This is a genomic window from Nostoc linckia z4 (assembly GCF_002608075.1).
Taxonomy (GTDB): domain Bacteria; phylum Cyanobacteriota; class Cyanobacteriia; order Cyanobacteriales; family Nostocaceae; genus Nostoc; species Nostoc linckia.
This window is the reverse complement of the sequence record NZ_LAHA01000004.1, coordinates 306,082-328,309: the sequence shown is the minus strand read 5'-3', so window position 1 is coordinate 328,309 and position 22,228 is coordinate 306,082. Positions and strand designations below refer to the sequence as shown.

Annotated in this window: 36 protein-coding genes; 21 read left to right on the top strand and 15 right to left on the bottom strand. The window is 42.5% G+C overall.

Annotation, left to right across the window (positions count from 1 at the left end; all coding sequences use genetic code 11):
- Window positions 1-158: 158 nt before the first annotated feature.
- Together VF06_RS06225 and VF06_RS06220 are read left to right on the top strand one after the other, a co-directional pair.
- Window positions 159-356, top strand: a complete 198-nt coding sequence (locus tag VF06_RS06225) for a hypothetical protein (protein ID WP_099065893.1) — start codon at window positions 159-161, stop codon at window positions 354-356.
- A gap of 63 nt (window positions 357-419) precedes the next feature.
- Window positions 420-1,217: a hypothetical protein gene (locus tag VF06_RS06220; protein ID WP_099065892.1), complete on the top strand. Its 798-nt coding sequence runs from the start codon at window positions 420-422 to the stop codon at window positions 1,215-1,217.
- Between the two features lie 55 nt (window positions 1,218-1,272).
- On the opposite strand, the gene VF06_RS38995 is transcribed toward VF06_RS06220, so the two are convergent.
- The 4 genes from VF06_RS38995 to VF06_RS06205 form a co-directional block, all read right to left on the bottom strand.
- Window positions 1,273-1,452, bottom strand: coding sequence for a hypothetical protein (locus VF06_RS38995; RefSeq protein WP_143861615.1), 180 nt, complete (start codon window positions 1,450-1,452; stop codon window positions 1,273-1,275).
- A 13-nt stretch (window positions 1,453-1,465) separates the two neighbouring features.
- Window positions 1,466-1,687 carry a hypothetical protein gene (locus tag VF06_RS06215; protein WP_099065891.1) on the bottom strand — a complete coding sequence of 74 codons (222 nt, stop codon included), beginning with the start codon at window positions 1,685-1,687 and terminating at the stop codon, window positions 1,466-1,468.
- Between the two features lie 86 nt (window positions 1,688-1,773).
- Window positions 1,774-2,496 carry a hypothetical protein gene (locus tag VF06_RS06210; RefSeq protein WP_099065890.1) on the bottom strand — a complete coding sequence of 241 codons (723 nt, stop codon included), beginning with the start codon at window positions 2,494-2,496 and terminating at the stop codon, window positions 1,774-1,776.
- Window positions 2,486-2,857, bottom strand: a complete 372-nt coding sequence (locus VF06_RS06205) for a hypothetical protein (RefSeq protein ID WP_099065889.1) — start codon at window positions 2,855-2,857, stop codon at window positions 2,486-2,488. The genes VF06_RS06210 and VF06_RS06205 overlap by 11 nt, the downstream gene beginning before the upstream one ends.
- A gap of 65 nt (window positions 2,858-2,922) precedes the next feature.
- Between VF06_RS06205 and VF06_RS38990 the strand changes: the two genes are divergently transcribed.
- The 14 genes from VF06_RS38990 to VF06_RS06155 all read left to right on the top strand — a co-directional run bounded on the left by VF06_RS38990 (window position 2,923) and on the right by VF06_RS06155 (window position 9,754).
- Window positions 2,923-3,114: a hypothetical protein gene (locus VF06_RS38990; RefSeq protein ID WP_143863015.1), complete on the top strand. Its 192-nt coding sequence runs from the start codon at window positions 2,923-2,925 to the stop codon at window positions 3,112-3,114.
- 281 nt (window positions 3,115-3,395) lie between these two features.
- Complete coding sequence (locus VF06_RS38985) at window positions 3,396-3,767, top strand: hypothetical protein (protein WP_143861613.1); 372 nt, start codon at window positions 3,396-3,398, stop codon at window positions 3,765-3,767.
- Entirely contained in the window at window positions 3,691-4,260 is a 570-nt protein-coding gene (locus VF06_RS06200; RefSeq protein WP_099065888.1) for a hypothetical protein, read from the top strand. Before VF06_RS38985 ends, VF06_RS06200 begins: the two co-directional genes overlap by 77 nt.
- Window positions 4,261-4,295: 35 nt before the next feature.
- Window positions 4,296-4,460: a hypothetical protein gene (locus VF06_RS40400; RefSeq protein WP_180267264.1), complete on the top strand. Its 165-nt coding sequence runs from the start codon at window positions 4,296-4,298 to the stop codon at window positions 4,458-4,460.
- Window positions 4,457-4,732: a hypothetical protein gene (locus VF06_RS06195; protein ID WP_099065887.1), complete on the top strand. Its 276-nt coding sequence runs from the start codon at window positions 4,457-4,459 to the stop codon at window positions 4,730-4,732. Before VF06_RS40400 ends, VF06_RS06195 begins: the two co-directional genes overlap by 4 nt.
- Window positions 4,733-4,738: 6 nt before the next feature.
- Window positions 4,739-5,122, top strand: coding sequence for a hypothetical protein (locus VF06_RS06190; protein ID WP_099065886.1), 384 nt, complete (start codon window positions 4,739-4,741; stop codon window positions 5,120-5,122).
- Window positions 5,123-5,170: 48 nt separating this feature from the next.
- Complete coding sequence (locus VF06_RS06185; protein WP_244917933.1) at window positions 5,171-5,902, top strand: hypothetical protein; 732 nt, start codon at window positions 5,171-5,173, stop codon at window positions 5,900-5,902.
- Between the two features lie 9 nt (window positions 5,903-5,911).
- Window positions 5,912-6,106: a hypothetical protein gene (locus VF06_RS06180; protein WP_099065885.1), complete on the top strand. Its 195-nt coding sequence runs from the start codon at window positions 5,912-5,914 to the stop codon at window positions 6,104-6,106.
- A gap of 84 nt (window positions 6,107-6,190) precedes the next feature.
- Window positions 6,191-6,673, top strand: a complete 483-nt coding sequence (locus tag VF06_RS06175; protein ID WP_099065884.1) for a metal-binding protein — start codon at window positions 6,191-6,193, stop codon at window positions 6,671-6,673.
- A gap of 157 nt (window positions 6,674-6,830) precedes the next feature.
- The gene (locus VF06_RS06170) at window positions 6,831-7,028 is read left to right on the top strand and encodes a hypothetical protein (RefSeq protein ID WP_099065883.1); all 198 of its coding nucleotides are present in this window, start codon (window positions 6,831-6,833) and stop codon (window positions 7,026-7,028) included.
- A gap of 26 nt (window positions 7,029-7,054) precedes the next feature.
- The gene (locus VF06_RS06165; RefSeq protein WP_099065882.1) at window positions 7,055-8,992 is read left to right on the top strand and encodes a hypothetical protein; all 1,938 of its coding nucleotides are present in this window, start codon (window positions 7,055-7,057) and stop codon (window positions 8,990-8,992) included.
- A complete protein-coding gene (locus VF06_RS40390) occupies window positions 8,982-9,158 on the top strand; it encodes a hypothetical protein (protein WP_180267263.1) in 177 nt (58 codons plus the stop codon). Before VF06_RS06165 ends, VF06_RS40390 begins: the two co-directional genes overlap by 11 nt.
- A complete protein-coding gene (locus VF06_RS06160; RefSeq protein ID WP_099065881.1) occupies window positions 9,155-9,403 on the top strand; it encodes a hypothetical protein in 249 nt (82 codons plus the stop codon). The genes VF06_RS40390 and VF06_RS06160 overlap by 4 nt, the downstream gene beginning before the upstream one ends.
- A gap of 3 nt (window positions 9,404-9,406) precedes the next feature.
- Window positions 9,407-9,754: a hypothetical protein gene (locus tag VF06_RS06155; RefSeq protein ID WP_099065880.1), complete on the top strand. Its 348-nt coding sequence runs from the start codon at window positions 9,407-9,409 to the stop codon at window positions 9,752-9,754.
- Here the strand turns inward: VF06_RS06155 and VF06_RS06150 are convergent.
- The 5 genes from VF06_RS06150 to VF06_RS06130 form a co-directional block, all read right to left on the bottom strand.
- Entirely contained in the window at window positions 9,751-10,119 is a 369-nt protein-coding gene (locus VF06_RS06150; RefSeq protein WP_099065879.1) for a hypothetical protein, read from the bottom strand. The two genes, VF06_RS06155 and VF06_RS06150, sit on opposite strands and share 4 nt — an antisense overlap.
- Window positions 10,120-10,350: 231 nt before the next feature.
- On the bottom strand, window positions 10,351-10,689 hold the full coding sequence (locus VF06_RS06145; protein ID WP_099065878.1) for a hypothetical protein: 339 nt from the start codon (window positions 10,687-10,689) through the stop codon (window positions 10,351-10,353).
- Window positions 10,690-10,708: 19 nt separating this feature from the next.
- A complete protein-coding gene (locus VF06_RS06140) occupies window positions 10,709-11,632 on the bottom strand; it encodes a hypothetical protein (protein WP_099065877.1) in 924 nt (307 codons plus the stop codon).
- 39 nt (window positions 11,633-11,671) lie between these two features.
- Complete coding sequence (locus VF06_RS06135; RefSeq protein ID WP_143861612.1) at window positions 11,672-11,929, bottom strand: hypothetical protein; 258 nt, start codon at window positions 11,927-11,929, stop codon at window positions 11,672-11,674.
- Between the two features lie 360 nt (window positions 11,930-12,289).
- Complete coding sequence (locus VF06_RS06130) at window positions 12,290-12,541, bottom strand: hypothetical protein (protein WP_099065875.1); 252 nt, start codon at window positions 12,539-12,541, stop codon at window positions 12,290-12,292.
- A gap of 112 nt (window positions 12,542-12,653) precedes the next feature.
- Between VF06_RS06130 and VF06_RS06125 the strand changes: the two genes are divergently transcribed.
- Window positions 12,654-14,132: a phage portal protein gene (locus VF06_RS06125; RefSeq protein WP_099065874.1), complete on the top strand. Its 1,479-nt coding sequence runs from the start codon at window positions 12,654-12,656 to the stop codon at window positions 14,130-14,132.
- 83 nt (window positions 14,133-14,215) lie between these two features.
- Here VF06_RS06125 and VF06_RS06120 read toward each other — a convergent pair whose 3' ends face one another.
- Complete coding sequence (locus tag VF06_RS06120; protein ID WP_099065873.1) at window positions 14,216-15,109, bottom strand: hypothetical protein; 894 nt, start codon at window positions 15,107-15,109, stop codon at window positions 14,216-14,218.
- Window positions 15,110-15,302: 193 nt separating this feature from the next.
- Between VF06_RS06120 and VF06_RS06115 the strand changes: the two genes are divergently transcribed.
- The gene (locus VF06_RS06115; protein ID WP_099065872.1) at window positions 15,303-16,259 is read left to right on the top strand and encodes a minor capsid protein; all 957 of its coding nucleotides are present in this window, start codon (window positions 15,303-15,305) and stop codon (window positions 16,257-16,259) included.
- 70 nt (window positions 16,260-16,329) lie between these two features.
- Here VF06_RS06115 and VF06_RS06110 read toward each other — a convergent pair whose 3' ends face one another.
- From VF06_RS06110 to VF06_RS06090, 5 genes are all read right to left on the bottom strand, one after another.
- Window positions 16,330-16,620 (bottom strand): hypothetical protein, encoded by a 291-nt coding sequence (locus tag VF06_RS06110; protein ID WP_099065871.1) that lies wholly within the window; start codon window positions 16,618-16,620, stop codon window positions 16,330-16,332.
- A 39-nt stretch (window positions 16,621-16,659) separates the two neighbouring features.
- Window positions 16,660-17,316: a hypothetical protein gene (locus VF06_RS06105; protein ID WP_143861611.1), complete on the bottom strand. Its 657-nt coding sequence runs from the start codon at window positions 17,314-17,316 to the stop codon at window positions 16,660-16,662.
- Window positions 17,317-17,489: 173 nt separating this feature from the next.
- Window positions 17,490-18,134, bottom strand: a complete 645-nt coding sequence (locus tag VF06_RS06100; RefSeq protein ID WP_099065869.1) for a hypothetical protein — start codon at window positions 18,132-18,134, stop codon at window positions 17,490-17,492.
- A gap of 57 nt (window positions 18,135-18,191) precedes the next feature.
- The gene (locus tag VF06_RS06095) at window positions 18,192-18,527 is read right to left on the bottom strand and encodes a hypothetical protein (protein ID WP_099065868.1); all 336 of its coding nucleotides are present in this window, start codon (window positions 18,525-18,527) and stop codon (window positions 18,192-18,194) included.
- A 434-nt stretch (window positions 18,528-18,961) separates the two neighbouring features.
- On the bottom strand, window positions 18,962-19,282 hold the full coding sequence (locus VF06_RS06090; RefSeq protein WP_143861609.1) for a hypothetical protein: 321 nt from the start codon (window positions 19,280-19,282) through the stop codon (window positions 18,962-18,964).
- Between the two features lie 386 nt (window positions 19,283-19,668).
- On the opposite strand from VF06_RS06090, the gene VF06_RS06085 reads away from it, so the two are divergent.
- The 3 genes from VF06_RS06085 (at window position 19,669) to VF06_RS06075 (ending at window position 22,226) form a co-directional block, all read left to right on the top strand.
- On the top strand, window positions 19,669-20,406 hold the full coding sequence (locus VF06_RS06085) for a hypothetical protein (RefSeq protein ID WP_099065866.1): 738 nt from the start codon (window positions 19,669-19,671) through the stop codon (window positions 20,404-20,406).
- Between the two features lie 67 nt (window positions 20,407-20,473).
- Window positions 20,474-21,091, top strand: coding sequence for a hypothetical protein (locus VF06_RS06080; protein WP_099076743.1), 618 nt, complete (start codon window positions 20,474-20,476; stop codon window positions 21,089-21,091).
- 1 nt (window position 21,092) lies between these two features.
- Window positions 21,093-22,226 (top strand): major capsid protein, encoded by a 1,134-nt coding sequence (locus tag VF06_RS06075; protein WP_099065864.1) that lies wholly within the window; start codon window positions 21,093-21,095, stop codon window positions 22,224-22,226.
- Window positions 22,227-22,228 lie beyond the last annotated feature (2 nt).

Genomic DNA, 22,228 nt, shown 5'->3' with positions numbered 1-22,228 from the left:
TAGAGTAAATGAATTGCCCGAGATGCGGAAGCAATCGCATTTACAGAACAGACCCAAAAAGCCTGATAATTATCTGCGAGAACTGTCGGCATTCGTGGAAGACCAATCAATCTCGAAAGCCTTTGCTAAGAGGGACGCATTATCTGAGGCGCGGGCCAATGAAAGGCAAACATGATATTAGCATTTGGCATTGTCCGACTAATTCTGAACGCTATTCTTTTGCGCTTGGTTATGGTAGTGGAGCCGCTTCTTTTAAAGAATTTGCTGAAGACCCATTTTTGAGTGGGAGTTTTGAAACTCCAGAGGCAGCGCTGGCGGCAGGGATTGAGGAAGTTAAAGCTATTGAAAAAATGTAAGGCGATATGTCTAATTACACTTCTTCACTTGGGCTAACTAAGAGAAGAGTTTTGAGGATGTATATGTCCAAGGTTAAAAAACTGATTATTTTAGTGGCCTGCGGTGCATTGATGAGTAGCTGTCAACAGTCGAACGCAAATAAAACTGTTGTTGAAAAAGAACCCTCACCAGCCACTCAAGAGACACCACAGCCAACCCCATCTGTAGAGCCTCAAAAAGAAAAGGCAAATACATTTGAAGATGCCGAAAGCATTGCTATCAGTGCGACAACAATTGCTAGCTCATCTTATTCTAAGGATGATTGGAATCTAGTTGCAAGTCGCTGGGGTGAGGCAATTTCTTTAATGAAATCTGTGCCAAAAGAAAGCCCAAATTATGCCACTGCTCAAAAGAAGATAGTTGAATATCAGAAAAACCTTGTTTATGCCCAAAGCAGGCTTTCTGGTAAGCCAACTCAAGCACAAGTACAGCCGCAACTACAAACCCCAAAACCTCAGCCACAAACGCAAACATCTGCTAACACAGGCGTTGCAGAACAAGAGTCAGCACAGAAGTTTTTAGAAGCTTACTTTAATGCTGCAATTACAGAGGGATCGGACGGAAGCGATCGCTGGTGTTCCCAGTCCGGCAGCTTACAAGAATCGCTATTTTCTCCCAGGAGTTATCGGATTCTAGGGGTTCAAAAACACGGTACTGCGGCGAGTCCTAGCTACAGATTTCAAACAACAGTTGAATCAAGTACTCGTGGCGGGTCACCAGTTATTAATAACTGGGGATTTTATGTGATGAAGGAGGAAAACAAGACTAAAGCTAAAAGTCTTCCAGATGGCTGGTGCTTAGGATTTATAGCGCGTCCTTAGTCGGTATTTACGGCGGGCGCTATGCCCGCCCCACACAATTACAACAATCGATTTTCTATTGACTGAAAGCGAAGACCAAGGCTTTATTTCTGTGTCTGCCTGTTGTTTGAGCTTTTCGTAATCCCATACCTGCGGCGAAAGGGGATCTACAAAAGATAGTCGAAATCTGTCCAGGTAGCTCATAGTCATTTTCTCCTACAAACAGCGATCGCCTACATCTAGGTTTGTCAAACATAACTATTTGTTGATTAATGTAATATCAAAATCTCCTCAAATTCAGGATTGACCAACTGTTCGCTACCAATAACTTCAGATTTATCCGTACTAGCTATCAGTTTTACTCTGAATTTCCAGTCTCCATCCCTTTTTATTCCCGAATCTTCTAAGGCTAAAAATATATGGGCATAGTATTCTTGTCCATACTTAAACGCCCAGACGAAAGTTTGTCCTGCTTTGACTTTTGATTGCATTGATTTAGGCTAAGTGAAAGAAAAAAGACGTTCGATGGCTGGTTGAATCCAGGAAAATTTTCCTGGATGTCTCTCTCCACGATCCATTAAACCGTTATCCCTGCTGGTCTGCTGATTTCCTCAACCCCGACGTTGCTGCTGACGTGATAAAGAATTCCATAGCTGTCTTTGACCAACCGATACCGATTGGTAAACCGCCGCCAACTCGTACCGTCAGCCGAAACGCCTCGATAGGAAAACTCTAGCGTTGATGAATTGTCATCAACGCTCAGGTTTTGTTGCCATTCCCGATTAAAGGCTCCTAGATCGTCAGGGTGCCAATATTCATCGCGTTTGCGTTGAACTGCTTGCTTTAGAGTTGCATTGACAACTAGCCCGGCGCTGGACTCAGACATTGCTACTTGTCGCTCGTCGCTAACCCGTACCAGTCCGGATCGCCGTTCTGGATACTCGCAGAACTCCTCGAAGATTCGCAGTATAGGCAGCGATAATTTCATTTCTGTAATTTGCAGCCCAGGCACAACTATAAGTGGTGTTGAATTATTCATAAAATTTCCCCTGTGTAGGTCATAGGATTTAGCGCAGTAAATGGATGCCGGAATTTTGTAGGGCTTTCGACAATTGGGATAAGTTAGGTGTCCGTAACGAAATCCGAACGCCGCAGCAGCATTGCCCAAAGAAGAAGTAATTAGCTCCAAAAAATCTTCTGCCGCAGCCCTGGAGGGAGCCTCTAGGCTTAATGATTTGGGGCTAATGTTTAGATTCCATCCCGGCATTTGAGCCACTTGAATGAGTGTGTTATTTTCCATTGGGCTGTCTATCTCGTATACAATTTCGCAGATGGATGATCTGCTCGGGTTCGACATCCAAGACCCTCGCAACCTTGATGCAAGTAGTATCTGAAACTTGTTCGTTGGAGGCGATCGCTTTAATAAAATCCGCCGCCGCCTTGCCCTCTTCACCTTCTGCAACCCACAATTGGGCCATGTCAATGAAGGTACGCTTTTCAACCTCCGCTACTTCTTTTATCTGATCGAGATTATCGAGAATTATGTCCAGCAAGAGGCAGACGGTTTCGCTCACCGACCTTTTCTCCGAGGCAGCAATCTCGTCCAGGATTTGCCTGCGATGCCCAAGGCTGATTTTGATTTGTGTTGGTTTCTCACTCATACATAAAATCGTAACCCCAACAGAGTGCAAGTGAGTTAATTCTACTCTTTTAATGATGAGTGACTTTGACTCAACTAGGGTTACAATACGAGAAAGTCAAAAGCGATCGCAGTTCCGTCCAAGGTGTGCGATCGCTCCCCACCTTAAAGGCAGTTCCCCCAACAGTACTTGGAGGCAATTACAATCATGACACCCCGCGAACTAAAAAAAAACTGGGAATTAAGCTACACAAGACTTGCATTATTCCTGTGCCGTGACCAACGCACAGTAGAGAGGTACTGTAGTGAAGGCGCAGAAGTACCGGAAATGGTATTGGGATATTGTTGGTTTCTTAATCAATGGTTTCTAATAAATGGCGTAACGCCTCCACCTTTTATTTTTACCCCGGCAAATTGACGGTCTAAAACTCGTGCAATTGACCGTAGACCCACAATAGGTGGGTTTTTTATTATGAGCTAAGAATGAGCCATTTAAGGTTATCCCAAAAACAGCTCATTCAAAGCTCATCAAAGGCTCATTCTTAGCTCACCAGTAGCTCGTGGTAACTCTAAAAAAGGCAGTAGAAGTTAGTTTTGTGAATCTAGAAACGGGGGATGTTGTCAAGTTTTGGCGCACAACAGAACTGCTTGAGTACTTGCAGATTTCTTTGGCAACATTCAAGCGAGATAAAGCATTGCTGATCGAATACTGCCCAGAGTTGAAACTGTTTAAAAAAAGTCGAGTCTATAGCGATCGTCAGCGCCACGGATTTGATGTGCTGAGGGATTGGAGAGAGCTTGGCTATGAAGGTGAAAATTTACGCTTTAAACTTTCTGAAGAGGGACTAACACCTTATGTCGATTACCAAACAAGAATTGAAAAAACGCCTGGTCGGATGTCAGAATGTCGGAGAAATCAACGTCATCCTTGAGGCGGCGGGTTATCTTGGTGACATTGAAATTAATGAAGAAATCGCAAAAATTGTAGAAACTGCTTACGCACTAATTAGGCAAGGCATCCCATTAGGGCAAGCGGTCGATTATGCACGTACTGGCGATCTTCCTCCAGAACCAGAAACAGATATGGAAGGACTTTTAGTACAGCAGTCTGCGTCTGGGGCTGATTTTAAAAATCAAGTAGGGGCTGCAATTCTTGAAGAAGATGTTATGCAGTCTGCAACAGAATATTTGCAGGTGTATTACCCGTTATTTGCGGCTGCGGTCAATAGCGAAGCAGTGCTTACCAGTCCAGAAGTTTCTGAATCAATCAACATGGCCAAAAAAATTATCCTTGGTAAGCGAGTGGGAAAAACGGGAAAAAGTTTTTTGAACCAAGTGATTTTAGGGGCGGCTTCCAAGAACTTGCTGCCACAATTGCCGACGAGGACGGCGGGATTATTGGCCGGGCAGTCAGACAAGAAGTAAGCAAAATTAAGACTGCTAATTATTTGATGCTTGGCGTGTCTATAGGAACTGGAACAACCACCATTACTACTGCAACTGCTGTTGGTATGATGCGCCAAACAAACTCCGACCCGATTATCGGAGTGTTAGTTGGCAGTGCTAGTGCGATCGCAATTTGCGCCCTAATTCTGAATTATTTTTTGAGTCAACTGGAAAAATGACTAAACCTATAGGTTACTGGACAAACTTTACTCGCGGCGATGGCAGTTTGCTGTCAGCAATGGAGGAAACCTGGGGGTCAACTTTTGAAACCCTTAACGAAGCCGAACGCGCTTGGATGATTTATCAACTGGGCTTTCAACTTTGGGAAGATGCGGAAGAACCCGTGAGTGATGAAGTTGAGATATTCATCAGGAAGGCAAAATATCAAATTCCCAACATTGACAAACTTGGACTTATTCAAGCTTTAGTCGAGCAAATAAAAGGAGCTTGATTGAAAATGCATAGCAGCAAATACCAATCGCCTGCAATGTGTGGATTTATCGGTTTGCTGCTGGTTGCTTCTCCCTTAGTATTCAGATTGCCGTTAAATTTTTCAAAATTTAACTTGCAAGGATCTGAAGAAATGGAGCAATATCGCGCACAACAAAAAGCCGATACAGCTAAAAAATTGGATGAACTTGGCATAATGCCAAGCTTTACCAAATTAAAAGTACGGCGATACTTGGATAATCCAAAACGCAATCCAAAGCCTGATACTACAGGCTTCTTGGAAGATGAAGTTGTTGTCGTTTACGATTCTGCTGGTCGCTGCATTGGGCAAATAGAGAATCGCAAATGGCTTTGGAAGTATCACTACAAAAATGTTTGCCAAATAAAATGACTGGCACTTGAAAAAGCTTGGCTAATCTTAAACGAAATTGAGGAAAAAATGGCAATACTCGATAAAAATGGCAGAGAAATGCCATCCTCTAATAATGAAGAAGTAGCTACTCCTAGACAGCCTCAAAAATCATCAGGAAATGGTGGTTTTATCGAAATTATTGCTGAGTGGATTATTAATGCTATTTCGATTCCATTCACATTTTTGTCAACTATTCTTGAGCTATTCCTGACGCCAGGTTCTTCTGGCACTAAAATTATCGGTGCAATAGGGTTTGCTTTTGGAACTTTCCTCAGCACTGATGGAATTTGGCAAACTTTATTTCAGGGAACGCCAATGTTTCCCTGGTGGGAAGAAAATTGGATTGGCTGGATTGGCTGGCTAACCATACCATTCAATATACTTTTTTGGATTGGTTTTGCTATGAGTGCGTTGGTTCAAATCATGGAGGCGCGTACATTAAGAGGCAAAGATCCTAAATCTGCAAAAGTCGAATTTGAAGAATCCCAGCAATACAATCTCCCAGGTCGCCCAACTGGGAAAATTGATTTATCTCAAGCACTATGGCGCGATTATAAACGCGCAGGTATGAAAGAGCGGCGTACTGGAGCAGGAATAGCGCTCTTTTTCTGGATATTCGATTTTATCACTACATTCGCTGGCCGCAATCCATTTCGGTACACTGAGCCAAGCCAAATTATCGGCTGCTTTGCTTACAATATCTTGTCAATGATGGCAGGAGAGACGGGATTTGCTATTTGGAGATATACGAAAAAGTAGGAGCTTTTTATGTCAAAACAAGAACGCAAAATCATAATAAATATCTTTCCAGCTTGTATAACCAACAGTGGTAAAACCCATGTTGATGAACAAGTAAGAACCCAAGATCCTGGGAATTGGGATGGCATAGGAGATAGTTCTTATAGATGTTATATGCAAATATCAGGGTTTACAATATCAGGCAGAGGACAAAAGATTGTTTAATCCTTTAGAAGTCTTTATCGAAGCCAATAGATGTTCTGCTTGTGGCTATTCGCTAGATAACTTTTACTCAGAGGGAGAAGAGTAATGGCAAGCGGGAAGTGGCACGATCGCTCAATTATTATTTCTTCCCCCTTGTCTGGGGGAATCGCATATTTCCTAACTAAAGACTGGGTAATTTCTAGTATTTTTACAACCTCATATTTTTTAGGAGGTATGTATTTATCACCAGATTTAGATTTACGTTCAAACGTTTTTTATAGGTGGGGATTTCTGCGTTGGATTTGGAAGCCATACCAAAGATTAATCCCGCACAGAGGCAGATTTGTTTACCGTAATCCTCTCTCACATGCACCAATTATCGGAACAATATTACGAATTGGATATCTAGCGATGCTATGTCTTCCTCTGGTGATTTTATCGAGACTTGATTCATCTCGGATGGTTGGTTGGATAATGAACAATCAAAATATTGTCTTCACAGTGTTGATAGGAGTTGAGTCTAGCAGTTGGATACATTTAGTGATGGACATATCAAGTACTTACCAAAAACTATGGATTGGAAAATAGCAGGAATAGTAACAATCAATGCAACTGTATTAGTATTTTGTGGTTTGTTGAATCATCAAAAATCTATTGAAATACTAATAAATTTGATTGAAATGCTGGCAATCCAATTGATTTCTCAAGCATGGATAAACAAGATATTTGAAAGATTTGAAAATTAATGTTTATCATCCAAAACATTTTGGTTGAAGTTAAATGGTGGGAGCATGAAGAAATTTACCACTGGAAAGCTTACCAAGAAGGCAGAAAAATTTTAGATAGCCAAGCTCATCTCGGATTTGCAAGAGAAATTGACGCCACAAAACACGCAGAATTGGAAGTTAAATTCTATCTAGAAAATCAAGAAGATAGGACTTGAGTCTGTTTGAAAAATAGGAGATATTAATGAATTTTCAACCAGTCGGCAGTATGCCAAACCTCACAACTAAAGAAACTCGCCGACTGCGTGACAAGTATCCCAGTATTGAACATTTGGAGGCAGGACACGCTGCGTCATGGCTACAAGAAAGACATGACCAGCTTCTTTGTAAGGCACAGCGATCGCGTGCCGAGATGAATTTATCCAAACTCGTGACTTTATCTGGCACAGTTGTCGGGTTGGTTTGTTACGCTACAAGTCCGGTCGCTACCATCGGTGCGATTGTATCAGGGATAGGTTACATTTGGGCGTTGGCGCTTGACCTCAACGACTCCCATCGCTTTGCTCCAATCCCTTTTGTGCGAGATAATTTTTTCGATTTCTTATCGGCAATGGGCGATGCCGAAGCCCGTGAAGAGTGGATAGCCCAGAAAAACGAAATCGCAGATTTGATGTTTCACTTGGAACTTCTAGAGCGATTTGAGTTTGCAATGCTTCGGGAGATGCACAGTATTCTTAGCGAATATTTGGATCAAGTTCATCCGGGTAAGCGATTTTATGCTTACCGATGGCTGTGCGATCGCTTCGTGGATTTTCACGGTGCGATTCCCGATAAAGAAAGCCTAAATCGGCATTTGCAAACAGTGACGCCCGATCCGCGTATCAATTACCAATCTGTACAGGCAATTCAAGAACAAAGACCGCAGATATTACAGCAGCTACCTCAAGCTAGAACAGTATCTTTACCCGAAACTAGAACAATCAATACTTCTAACGATAACATTCAAACGCAATTGCCACAGGCTCCTAACCCGTTGCAATCAGAAACTAATATCCAGCCCCAGCCAGTACCACAAGTTACGCAACTTCAGCAATCTCCACAAACCGCTGTCCCCCCACAATCTAATCAGCCCAATAAAATGCCTGATTTAGAAACAATTTTGAAGTTACCTATTACCCCAAGGGCAGAATTTATAGTTAATCGCTTGATTGATAGCGGCTTCAAAATTGATGAAGTTATGCTTGGGCAAGTAATTGCGATCGCAGGTAGCCAAAGAGGTGGAAAAGGCACTCTTGCGGCAATCTTAACTGTCTTATCAAAGGCTTACGACCCAACGCTCAGCATTGAATACTTTACAACTGGGGTTGATGTTTATCCTTTTACTTGTAGACTGCACAGCGCCTTATCTTATCCAGAAGAAAAAGATATCCAACAAGCAAATAGGCGAGTGGCTGGTGATTTACTAAAATTTCTCAAAGACTTGGAAAATTCTCCGCCTTATTCCCACAACAATTTAGTGGTAGTAATTGATGAAGCCATGCGCTTACTTTCTTTAATGGAGGAAAGCGATCGCGCTTGGGCAATCCAATTTTTATTAAGTCAGATTGCTAAGACTGGCGCAACTTTAATTATTGTGCTTCATGCCTTTAATTTGTCTTCGATTGCTGGTAAAGAAACAGCAGGATTAGCAGACACGTTCAAAGATACTGTGAAATTTGTTGGATGTAGTGCAGTAGCGGTAGATGCTGGAGGATTGAGGAAAATCAATATCGCTAGTGGGACATATTTTCAAGCTAATCCCAAAAACTTTGGTACTGCTATTGAGGGTGGACATTTGGGCAATATACCTGAATGGTTGAAATCTGAAAAACATCCCGGCAACGGGCATCCAGACCCAGCGAGAACTTTATTAAAATTCTTTCCTGAACTCGTTCAAAATCATGGTGATTTACCAAAAGTTCAGGAAGCAGGAATGCCCGCGAAATTCACAACATTTCAAGCCAATCAAACAGTTGCTTGCAGTATAATCAACGACCTTAAAAATAATCGTGGCTACGACCAAGACCAAATAATATCTATTCTTTGGCAGGTCGAACCAAGTTCAGAAGATTGGTCGCAAGCACTCAAAGAGTATGAGTTTTTAACCTCCCAAGATTCAGGAATAAACCAAGATGTACAGTAGCGAACGCAGCGCATTACCTATAGAGCTAGTGTCAGAGACAGAATTAGAACTCGATCAACCTCAAGGAGATTTATATGCCGATCCTGATTCAAGCAATTCAGATGATAATGATAGTCCAATAGAAAACTCAATTTATAATTTCAACCAACTACTGGATTCCGTATGAAAAAGATTGAACTTACGCATCAACAAATAGAAAATGTGATTATAAACAACGTTAAAAAATACCCCTTAGTACAAGCCTGTGATGTTGTCGGATATTATCTAAATTTATTCAATTCAATAGGTGTTGAAATGAATAAAGACAATTTAATTAATCGTCTTTGGATTTTGTACAGTGAGGACAAAGACAATAAAGAACCTCAAATGAAAGACGCCATAGTATCTTGGATAGAAAATAAGTTGGAGTAAATCATGGAACTACAAAAAGCTTTAAGAACTTTGGCAACCAGTTCAGTTATCGCAGACAGAACAGCGATCGCTCGGATCGAAAAAGCGACTGGGGAAAATATTTCTACTATTTTGGAAGAATTAGAGAATCAAGATTTCGTGGTACTTTCCTGGGAATCCGAATCGCCAGATCAACACAAGAAAAGGGTGAAATCGTTGATTATCTCCACTGGTTTAATGTGCGCTGGGCTTTCCTGTCTCTTAACTGTATGGTTTAGACCTAATTCACCCTACCTGCTGATCGCAGTTACACCAATAGCTTTTGTCACTGGTGCAGCAGCGCAGAGCATGAATTTATTGCGGAAGCCTTAAACCCCAGAAGGGTATTTAGATTGTAGGAATTCCTCTAACTCTTCTCGGGTCTTATTTTTAATCAAAGTGATTGCCTCTACTGCCCACATCAGTCGCCAAGTCAATGCAATCGTAGAACCGCTATCTGCACCAGCTAATTTATTTATAGATTCAACATATTCGCTTGCCAGAACCAAAGCGATCGCTGCTACTTTGCAATCAATCGCGCTTCCTTCTGTAAGGCGTTTTCTGAGGTTCACGGCGAACTTTTCAGTTCCCAATAGAATCTCTAAAGGAGTGATGCTCGTGCCATTCGGGGGCGAAGTTTCCCACACTTCCAAAGAATCAACAACAGCCTCAACTTTTGCTTGATTTATAGCGCTCATAGTTTGTTTGCGCTAAAACCCCATTCTGGCAGCAAAGGGTATATATTAACTGCCATATATCTAATTTTTATGTTTAACCCATGCCCAGGTTTATCTGGGCATTATTTTATACAAACGAGAGAACCAGGAAAATTTTCCTGGTTTGGTTTGCAGATATAATTTATCTACGGCGAGGATCGAAACCAAGGCAAACGTCGCTGATTTGTCCGGGCGCTTGGCATCTGAGCCGTCTCAACAAGTAAGCAATGCAGAGCTTCGCGCCACACGAGCTTTTGCATTCAAAGAATGAACTTCTAAAAAACGCCGTTCAGCGCGTTTGGAATAATCAATTTCTGAGAGATCGGCTAACCGAAATTGCCGACGATAGCAGCGCCGTTCGCCAGCTAAAGTTTGAATGCAGTAACCCCGAAACCCATCTTCCAAGTCCACCAAAACACCATATTGTTTGGAAGTCATGAAAAATACTAAGTCCCCAATGTCGAGCATGGCTGTATATCTATGGTCAACTGGGCAATGCCCCACCGCCCCAGGCAATCCATAAGCAGCCAAGGTGTGAAAATATGCAGTCATTTTGAAGAACCTCTTTATATTAGCGATCAAATAATGGAAGTTCCCCCACAATTCCCATGCGGGAAGTCGATTGAGGTTTGTGAATCGTGCAGCCGCGAAAGTTCGGATGCCATTGTTGAATAATTCGCTTTTGCCGAATTGCATCGATGCCGACACACAAAATCGGGCTTTCTGGATAAACCCGAATAAAGTCGAATGTGTAAGTGGTATTGCCTTGCAGGTAAAAAGCTAAATCCAATGCTGGTTTCGACCAGCTATGCACCCAAATATCTGCCCCGGCACTAGTGCTAAATCCGTGGGCTAACGCTCCCTTGGGCCAGTCAGCACCGCCAGCATTATAAACATATTTGTAAAGGTCTAAACCTAGATAACCCCTAGTAATCGAAATCCGATTAAATTCCTCACACAAGGGGTCAAGCATCTGATCGCACAACGTCTGCATCAGGGATAAAGCTTTTTGTCCTGGCTCGGATTCCCAATCTATAAAATTAGGAATTCCTCGTTTTAGTGCGGTGTCGGAAACCAAAAAATCAAGCAAGGTAAAGTATTTGCCAACCTTGATATCTTGGGGGCGGAGTCGCCGTTTTCTAGTCGCATTATTTGTATTTGTCGGAGTTATGATTTTTGGCGGCGGTACATCTAAGAGTGCAGACTTGTCACCTAATAAAAAAGCAGCACCAAAAATGTGCTTGCAAGGTAGGTGTCGGTTATGAATATCGGCACAATTGCAGCCACAAGCTTTCGCCCCCAATCTTACAAAAAGCTGCCGACTGCTTCCCGGAAAAAAGTTCACTCCATTTTCAACAATTTCAAATTCGTATTTTTCGACTACCTCCTTCGCCCGAAATCGGCGACCTTTAATATCATCGGTTTCATCTTGGGTTAAATAGATTTTTCCATCGCGCCATTGAGCTAGGGCAGTAAAAGCTAATTTTGGTTGCATATTTATTAGATGGGGAGGATATGCCTCCCAAATTCATCTCTACATTTCTGGGTACAATATCTCGCTGATTTGATCTCTCACCCAACTAATTAAAACTGTCAATTCATCCCGCCCCACGTTAATCGCACCTCTGGCCATAATCGCTACTTCTTTCGCTTGGGGTAATCTCAAGTCTTCTTCCTCGGTCAACTTATAAAACTTGTTGTCAGCGTCCAATCCTGCTACTACCCAATCCTCATCTATTTGTGCTACTATCACTTGTACTATTTTCACTTCATTATTCTGTAATTTAATCATCTTTCTAAGCGCCTTTCTGATTGTTTGCCACATCTTAATTTTAGCACATTTTTCGATTATTTGCAACATTTTAATTACACAAAAGCCTTGCATGGAAAGGGTTATAGTGAGTTTTATTGAATAACAAGAATTATTTTCAGACTTGTATTTTTTTATTTTTTCAGGCTAAAATTAGCTCAGATGTAGTTTCGTAGTTTTTGAGAAATACTGCATAAAGCTATGAAACAAAGGTGGGCAATGCCCACTTTTCGTTAGTCATTCGACCGTTATAAAGAGGAATGCCAAAATAATTGATGCAGCGACATATTAAGATGTAGCTGCTTTTTTATTTAAATGATTGATTTGGTTTGATTCGCGCTTTCAAACCTCCGGCACAGTTCTACCTCTAACTCGAACTTTACTGCGAGTTTCAATCCAAACTTTCGCACCACAATCTAAAGGCTGATTTGGACGGTAAACCACAGTAGCTATTATTCGTCCTTCAGAATCCAAAATATCTACACGGTTGCCGTAAATATTTTCGTCGGGCAGCTTTACAGAAATTACTGGTAGTTTTGCGCCTTGGTTATTCGTTCTGATATTGTGCTGGTTAACGTGAATTCTGACGAGCATAGATATTTTTCCTCAGTATTAACATGACCCCCAAGCTATAACCCCAGTGTTTGTCCGGTTGACGCTAAAAAGGTGTTTCTCTTTATTGTTGAAAAGTGTCTAGGAAAATACTGTGGAAAATCAACGCACAGAAAGAATTACAGAAAATTGGGATTATTATTGTGGCGATACTTTTCAATTTTGGACGGGGCCAAAACCTTCAGAAGGTGACACTCATTCAGAAGCAATTCTCAAACAAATTGAAGCCGGCTATATTTCTAACAATCTCATTAAAGAGTGCGTAGACCGCAACGTAGCTGCAATGGTTGGTATGATGCCTCATTGGTTTTTGTATGCTGGCAACGACGTAAATTCCTCAGAGCGATCGCCGCAGATAACGGACGCCGAGAAAGTATTGCAAACTTGGCTCGATCAAATGCTCCAGCACATTGCCGTCCAGGACACAGATGAAGAAGCAAATCCTTTGGCGATGGCAGTCACTCAAATGCTAGTGACTGGCACTGGCTACCTGCGCCTTTACCAGCCGAAGCGATATAAGGGTATGGGTAACGCCAAGCTTTACCAAAGGATTCGCTTGCATTGCCCGCCGCTGGGAAGTGTAAGAGTCGATCGCGACGATGACGGAGAAATCGAGCAGATTGCTTACACCTACAAAGGTGGGTCTGAAATCCAATCTTTAGACCCCCGAACTGGGAAATTGACTTTTACAGTTACTTCCGTTGGTGAAAAAAAAGACGAGGCGGTATCGGAAAGTTGGGAAGCTGACTTTAACGGACGCTGGACAATTTACGAATTGCGTAGCCCAACCATCATCAACAAAGATATCAAACGATTGCAAAATGCCATTAATAAAGCTTTGACTATGTTGGGTCGAAATCTGGATTTGGCGGGGTTTTTGGAGCGAGTGATTACCAACGCTCAAACCCCCGGTGAATGGGTGGAAGATCCAACTCGCCCTGGCAAGCAACGATTTGTTCCAGACGAAAAGGGCTTGCAATTGGGCCCTGGAAAAACAACTTTTTTATCGGGGATAAAAACTAAAGACGGCGGCTATCTTACCCCCGGCGTTACTTACCGCGACCCTATCGACATCACGACTTTTGAAAAGTCTGTAGCCCTATTCGCGGCACGATTATATTTAGCCTTCAATCAAGGGCATATTTTGGCGTCAGCTGACGGCACAATTTCAGGGATATCAAGAGTGCAACTCAGGCAAGATGCTAACCTCAGCCTTGACCGACCTGCACCAGTAATCCAGAATGCTTTTGCCAACATTTTAGAAGTAGTGTTGCGATTCGTTGAACCTGTTAAATATAAAAATACTTTTGCAACTGTAAAACTTCGCAAGGGAATCAACTACGTTACCCCCGAAGAAACAGCAGAAACCCGTACTAATTATCAGGCAAGATTAATTTCTAGAACTACAGCGATGAGTAAATTGGGTATAGAAAATCCTGACGCGGAGGCAGCTTTAATCGATGAAGAATTAGCTAAGGACGCCATGACCGCGGCTTTTGGAGTCCCTGATTTAGAGAAAATTAGTGGCAAAGTTGGGGGTGAGAATAATATTCAAAAGTCAAACCCCACATAAAATAATTCTGTATTTGCAAGCTATACACGTTGTTGCGGAATTCAGCGAGTTGGGCGAGAGCGGAAAGGATTTGAGGCATGGATTTAGGCTTTGCCATTGTTTACTGCTCCTGCCCAATTAGTTAAGGTAAATATTTCAATCAATTCATTAACACACAAGTGAATGAACTTTGTATACTGTTCGTTCTCTTGGTTTTTTGAAAAAACCTTGGAAAGATCGATTAAAGTAAATATATTCTTATTATGCAAAGTTAAACGATAAAAAGCTAGTTCAAATAATTGTAAAGCGATCGCTTTACAAGCACGAGTTTTTAAAAAAGAAATTGCTTCCTTGACAAACATTACCTGCATATCAACATCAAGTTGCTTTAGCCATGACAAAAAACTTTTTATATCTTCCTCTTTAGCAAAACTTGCATCAACACACTCTAGAGGATTTTCTTCTGCCTTTATTTCTTGCAATCTCATTCTCGATGCTTCTGAAAATATTTCAGGATTAAAGTTAACCGCTAATCCTAAAAAATCAACCACAGTAACATTCTCGACTGCTTTAGCTGCTTTGTTATTACAAGTATTAATCTTTTTAAAACTATTGAAAAAACATCCTTTCATACTATTTTTTTCATATCCCACAATCTCTAGGAATCGAGAGTTATAGATTTTTAATCTTTGCTCTCGATTGGTTACATTAAATTTATTAATATAGGTTTGACTTATTTGACTATTAAAGTTCTCACAAGCTTCATCCGCTAATCCTTTGAAATGAGCAAATGAAGGGCTGACTTCGGCTTTTTTTACCGAAATTATTTGTTTTGATTTTGGTGTTAACCTTTTGTGTTCTTTGCGTTTAGACGCACCGATCAAGTAAACTGGTTCACCACACTTCGGGCATTTTAACTGCCAGTTTGCGTAATCGTGATAGCCGCACCCTGAAGCATCTACAATTACACCATATAGTAAGCTTTTAGCGTAGCGCATACTGTTTACTCAACTATTTCTTGGAAATCAGGACAGAGCATTAAGCCTTGCAAGTATTTTTATCTAATGGTTTCAGAAATAATTAAAAACTACAATATATTAAAAGTTGTTATTAAGCATGATTTAATATTTTTGCTAATTTATTAATAATACTCATAGTATATAAAAACTAAGCTATTATTCTCAATAAATTATGAATGATGCTTTTAATGTTGTTCGCCGCTTTGATGGTATTCTGCAACGGGCAGAAGATACAACCATCAAGCAAATTATCCAAGCCTTAGCTACCAGCTATGCAAATTTAGAAAATGAATTAAGGCTCAAGCACGATAAGTTTTTGGCAGTAGCTCAACCAAATTTAACCGGACTACAACGCTCTGCACTCTTACTACAAGAAATTGAAGAATTGCTCAATTTAGTACCCCCACGAGTGGCAGCAACATTAGAAACGGGAGTTGTGGAATTAATTAACCAAGCAACTCAAAATGGTAGTTCAATGGCTTTGGAGTTGATTGGAACCATTGCCCCAGACGCAATTATTTTACCTTCTACTGTTCCGGTGGAAGCCCTTAAAAGTGCCGTCGCTGATGCCATGAGTTGGCTAACAGGAACCGGAACAGAATTTAAGACCGCCGCCAAACAAGTAATCGCCCAAGGATTAATTCAAAATAAGGGAGTTGCTTGGACAACAGGAGTACTGCGGCGTAACTTAGGCATTTCAAAACGCAACGCCGAAAGCATTGCCCGCACCGCGACACTCAGCGCAACCGACCAAGCTACAAGGGAGGCTTACGAAACTAACGCCATTGGATATGTGCAGCGAGTCTCAGCAGAGGACGAACGAGTATGCGGGTTTTGTGCTTTCCGCTGTGGAAATATTTATCCACTGGGCGAGGCTTTTGCTATCCTTCACGTCCGTTGCCGCTGCTATTTGATGCCTGTAAAAGCCGAGTGGCTAAGGGATGGATTAGTCGATCTTGAATGGATGCGATCGCACCACGCTACGACGGCGGCAATTGCTCAAACTCCCCTTAATCCGGGACTAGTGCAATTCGAGCGATCGCGCGGGCTGACTACTCCAGCAGTTCCTTTGTGGACTCCTGATGGTGGTTTTGTTGACGATGACTTTGCGCGGGCTGCGGGTGGATAGAATTGTGATGCTTCAGCCTTGCAACATCGGATGAATCAGAACCAGGAAAATTTTCCTGGTTCTAGTTTCTTCAATGTCCCTGCCACGTTCCATATTCCTCCCATGCAGATCCATCACCATACCTAGCAGCTTGCCGCCGCATTGCATTTTTGCGATCTTTCTCGTCTAAGTTTTTTATCCAAGCGATTAAGTCTTGCTTGAGAGCGGCATCCTCATCACTATCACTTAACTCTTGAATATAGGCGCGAATAGCTACTCGTGCCGCTTTGTCTGTATCTGGGCGAAGAACAAAATATTGAGCATTAGGATCTATGGGTGTCCCGTCCGCTTTTTGAATAATGTATTTACCGAACAAAGCCATTATTTTTTACTCCAACTAGGCAAGGGATAAAATTTAGACTCATAATAATTCTGATAATAAGCTTTTAGCTTGTTTGCAACGAGAGCCTAAGTTTCCCAGTAAGTTTTTAAGTACAAAGGTGTTGTTTTGGAAATAGTCAAACACGCCATCTTGCGTCAACTTATGGCATTTATGAATGTTATCTAAGTCGCGTTCTATAACTTTTAAAGCAGAAGTTAAATCTTGGTATTTTTTAGCTTCTTGTTTCTTTGCCCATTTGTCGAGCCAAGGACGGGGCAAGATATCCTCGTCACGCCCCAAAATATAAACTTGCTCCAAAAAATCAATCTTGTCTTCCCAGTTACCCTTGAGCGCCCAGCCTTGATGTTTGTTGGAGAATTTCTTATAAGTGATGAACTGGATTTTGTACTTATTCCACAACTTTTGTCTGTGGGTTCTGTCGTAGCCAACTAAATAGCTGCATCCTGGAACTCTAATACTGATTAATTCTGAAGAGACTAGATTTCGCCGCGTATTCAAATATTCACAAATATCGCGCCACAGCCTCATATCCTCATAACTCAAAGGCGCATCCCATTTATCAATAATTGCCCGACAAAATTCCAGTGCATCAACAACATCCAAGCAGCTTTCTGGCAGATATTCATAAGCAAGGCGATCGCCATTGGAATCGTAAATGATATATGCCCAGTACATATCGTGCTGGGTCTTGCTCCCTCCCCCTGCATAAATACAGATTTCGCGGTTTTGATAGAGGGAACAACAACAAAAATTTCGCGCTTCTTCAACCCTTAAAGGTGGCAAATTACTCATGGAAGGTTACGGTTAGCCAACTTCCCGCGGTCAATGCGGGAAGTTGATTAATTAACTTAAACGTCAGACTGGTTTTGGTGCATCAGGACATATAAAGGTTGTAAAGAACAGCTTACCAAATGTGGGCGAACCCAAGCGCGATCGCCTGGACAAATTATTTCTCCCCAATAAGAAATGTAATAAGCGCATTTACCATTGGATATGTCGAATAAATATCCGCCTGCCCATTCTTTAAAACCAAGATTGTGGTCTTTAATATATTTGTGTGACTTTTCAATGGCTGCATCCAAATCAACACACAAAACATTTAAAGTCGGTACGTTGTTTAATGATTGAATATTCTCAAATTCAGCGTACCCACGCGAATCAAGAACTAACATAAAGCCTGGAGTTGGCGAGTAGATTTTACTGACCAAGCACAACAAAGCTGAGATACCACAAGGGTCAGTTTGCCAGTTTTTGTACTTGGCTTGCCCCGGATAGGTCAACTCGGTTTCCGTGAAGTAAGCCACCTGATTCCCTTTGGAATCTAGAACAAACGACCGACACCAACCATGCCCTTCTATGTCCCGATAATTTTCAGTCAGGGTAACGGCTTCTTCGATGTTATTAATTACTAGAGAATGAAAAGTTTTGTTCGGTGCAATGATCGCTAGAACAAATTGGTTGTCGTGAATTACCAAGTCATTTACTAAGTTCATATCAAAATCCTCTTGATGAATAAAAGTTGGGGGGAGTAAGCCCCCCGTAAGCGAAAGTTAGACAGGAATTAAATGCAAAGCTTCCAACTGTTTGGTAGCTTGTTCGTCCCATTCACTAGGGCGATTCGCTTTCACGTTTTCGGCAAATTGGCTAGCTTCCTCAACACCGCCGTCGAAATTAATCACCACTTCGTAGTAGATGCAATGCGCGTTTTGGAAAGGGTCAACTTCAAAGCGAATCAGTTCCTTCAAGGAATCAGGAATAGGAAACAAGCGAAGCAATTGTTTTTTGTAAATCTGACACTCGCTCTGCGCTCTAGGGTGATAATCAGCAGTGCCAGCTTGCTGATATCCCTCGTCTGTTGGCACAGACCCCAATCTGAATTTGTCCATACGAACCTCGTACTAGGTGGGCAGGATGAAACTAAATTCCATCCAAATCGCCTTTCCCCATGCAGATATGAGGAAAGGCAATTTGGATATGGGAATTGAGGAGAAACTTTAAAGGGGGAAATATCCCTCTGACATCAATTAATTGAAGAACGGATTTGCGGGATCGAAGTCGGGATGATGAGGAAGAAAGATAGAACTTCCATCGTCTGAAATCGAGTACGAACACAACTCACAAGCTTTCACGTTATCCATTCCGGGCACCAAATATAATCTTTCCGGACAATCAGATCCAAGTTTGCAAGCGCAGCCAACCGTATTTTCGATCCACTCCAATTCCACTTTTTTCAAGTCTTCCATATCTCAAACCAACCTAAATGAAAATTTTCCAAAGCCCACATATATCGGGTGCCGGAAGCCCGGCACCGATCGCTCATCTACGCAAGGGATCTACTCGATTTATATCCAGCGATCGCCTCACGTTGGGAATCGTAGAATCCCAACAACATCCAGCCAGAACCATCAACCCATCCCAAATAAGCCCACTTGCCCAAATGTTCCGGTTTCAAATAGTCATAACTCTGGATCTCATCTTGGGAGAGTTTCACGATATTCAGTGTAGATTCAAAGGCATCTCTCGAAGTATCAAAGAAGCCCAGGAACTCGCCGTTCACCAAATAGCAATGCTTCCCCAAATCCTCCGGCTTGAGGATCTCATTTTCATCAATGTGTTTCTGTTCGATCTCAAATATATCCATTTCCATCCTTCCCGCGCACGCGGTTGAATCTTTGCCACATCTTGATCCTAGCACATTTTTTGATTGTTTGCAACATTTTAGTGGCAAGGAAAAACTCCAGAATACTTAACAGTAAAGGCATCAGAGGAAGCGGGAGGAAAATGAAAAATCTAAATCTAAATTGCCAAAAAAAATCTGCGGGTGCGACGCAGAATTTAACAATAAAATTTGTGAATAAAAAGAGTACTTCTTACGCTTTCAAACTCGGCTGAATAAAATCATTCCAAACGAAATAATTGTAACTAATTAATTTAGAAATGTAAAAAATTAAAAATCCGTACTGACACCGATTTGATGAAAAATACCCCACCGTAAGATTAAGTAGCGAAAATATATATTTATTACCTATGGATTACACGGAAGCTCTAGGGTGGTTGGACGAGCAAGAAGGTGGCAAAGATGTAGCCAACGCGATTCGCAACCATGTCACCGGTTTAAATAAAGAAGCCCAATCCTGGCGGCAAAAATATAAAGGTGCAACCAGCGAACAAGCGACCGCGGCGACAGAACTTGAGCAGCTGCGTACCGAAAATAGCCAGTACAAAACCCGCATCCAAACTTTAGAAACCAGTGAAACAGAACTCAAAAGTCAAACCAGCAACTTACACCAGCAATTGCAACAAGCAAAAACAGACCTCGAAACCGAAAAAGGAAACAAGCAAACCACGGAAGCCAGCCTAACCGAAGCCCAGACCAAAGTTAAAACCCTAGAAACTCAGATAGCTGAAAATGCAACAAAGCTAACTGCCCTAGAATCTGAGAAGCAAAGCTTAACGCGATCGCTTGGAGTGAATGAGGCGGCAACAATAGCCGGCGCACAGCCAAAAGTCCTGCAAACTCTACTCAAAGACGACCATCAAATAGCTGTAGAAAACGACAAAGTATTTGTGGTTCAAGGTGAAACTCGCACCGAATTGCGAGAATATGCTGATGCTAACTGGAAAGCCTTTGTGCCAGCTTTGTTTCAAGGTGCGCCTAGCCCCAGGCTGCCAGAAGGCGGGCCTAAGGGAACTGAAACTAAGGGTAACGCGGTTAAGAAAACCCTTGGAAATCTTTACAGCACACCGACAGTAAAAGGCGCTTAGCCTGTTTTTGTCCTTGGTGGACGCCCTTGACCTTGGTGGTCAGCCTGTAACATAGCTCAAGGTCAATATGGCTAGATTAGAATTTTCCGGGACGCGGAATACCGCACCCCGATGGATGGGCGATTATGGCGATCGCCATAGCTTGCTACCTGGAGGGGTGCGAGTCAATAAATATAAATTTGCTGAATCCAACAGTATTCGCCAAATCTCCAGCGGCGTACTTTTGGGAAGGCGAGCCAACGCTACCCACTGGGAACCAGTCAACAACAACTTAAATACGACTTTGGCAACTACCCTAACTGCTGCGGTAGCCAGTGGCGGAACGATTTTACCAGTCGCCAGCACATCGGGTTATCGGGCTGGGGACATTCTCACTATTGCAAGCAACGATTACACCATTGCATCCAATGGTGTTAATGACCTAAATTCCACCCTAACCCTGACGGCTGGATTGGGCGCATCGGCAGCGAGTGGGGTAGCTGTGGCACTAAAAACCGCAGTTGCTCACGACGATTTTTACTTGCTGGCTTACGACATTGAGGATGCCAACCGCAATGCTGATGCCACGCTCTACAGGCATCAAGCTTTGGTTTATTACAACTACCTTCCCGATTACCCGTTTACGAGCCTTGCCAACGTTTTGGCAAAAATCAAAGAACTTTATCAAGTCGTAACGGGAGGTTGAAATGCCAGAAAGTGTAAGTGCTCTGTTGGAGCGACTAAAAGCCGAAAACGTTTTAGTAGATACGGTCAACTTCCCCAGATTGCAATTTGGCCCCAGGACTCGTAAATATTACTTTAGCGAACTTCTACCCGAGCGGAATGTAACTCGCAACGAGTACCGCGAAGAAGAAATCAGCTATAAAACCATCATGCCTAACTCCGGCACAAGATATTCGCCGGTTGTGATTAAAGGCGGGGCGCGGGTTGGTTCCTTCTTGGTAGAACTTGGCGAATCTGATATTGGCTCGGAATTCACCGGGCAAGCTTTCGACACCCTAATTGAAAAATTGGGACTAGATACCGTCGAAAGTATGCAGCAGGCAGAAGAACAAATTATCAATTTCACCGATCGCACCATCGGCAGAGCCTTGGCTGAATACCGAGAAAAGCAACGTGCCGATGCAATTGTTAAAGCCAAGATAATTCGTAAGGGAGCTAACAACTATCAAGAGGTAGTCGATGTCCCCAATCCCGAAGGGCATCGGGTGACGATTCCCAGCGGCTCGGTAGGCAGTCCAACTGGTTGGTATAACGATAATTACGACCCCATCGAAGATATTATCGGCAAAATCAACTGGCTCAAAACCGAAAAAGGGCTGATTGCTACTCGCTGCGTCACCTCAACCAAATTGAAGATGCGAATGGCAATGCTTCCCAAGGTGCAAGCCTATGGCGGCGGTATCACAATCATCCAAGGAAGTTTGGCAGGGACGGGGCCTAACGGCACTGCCAGCGTCGTTGACTTGGCATTCGCTAAAAACGAAATCCCCCGGTGCGACACCTACGATTTGCGCTATTTCAACGGCGACGGCTCAAGCGAACGGTTCATGGATGAAAATGCCTTTGTCATCTTGTGCGAAACCGGACGCGACCAGACGATTGACTTAGGGGACGAAGAACCAATTCCCCTCTATAACACCTTGGGTTACACAGCAATCGGCAGACCAGTGGGTGAAGCCAAGCCTGGAGTCGCAAACCGGGCTACCTATAAGGATGACAAGCCGCCGCGCATTGAAATGCAAGGCTGGCAAACAGTTCTACCAGTCGTTCAAGACCCAGAAGCGATCGCTGTTTTCAATATCCCAGATCCAACCTAATT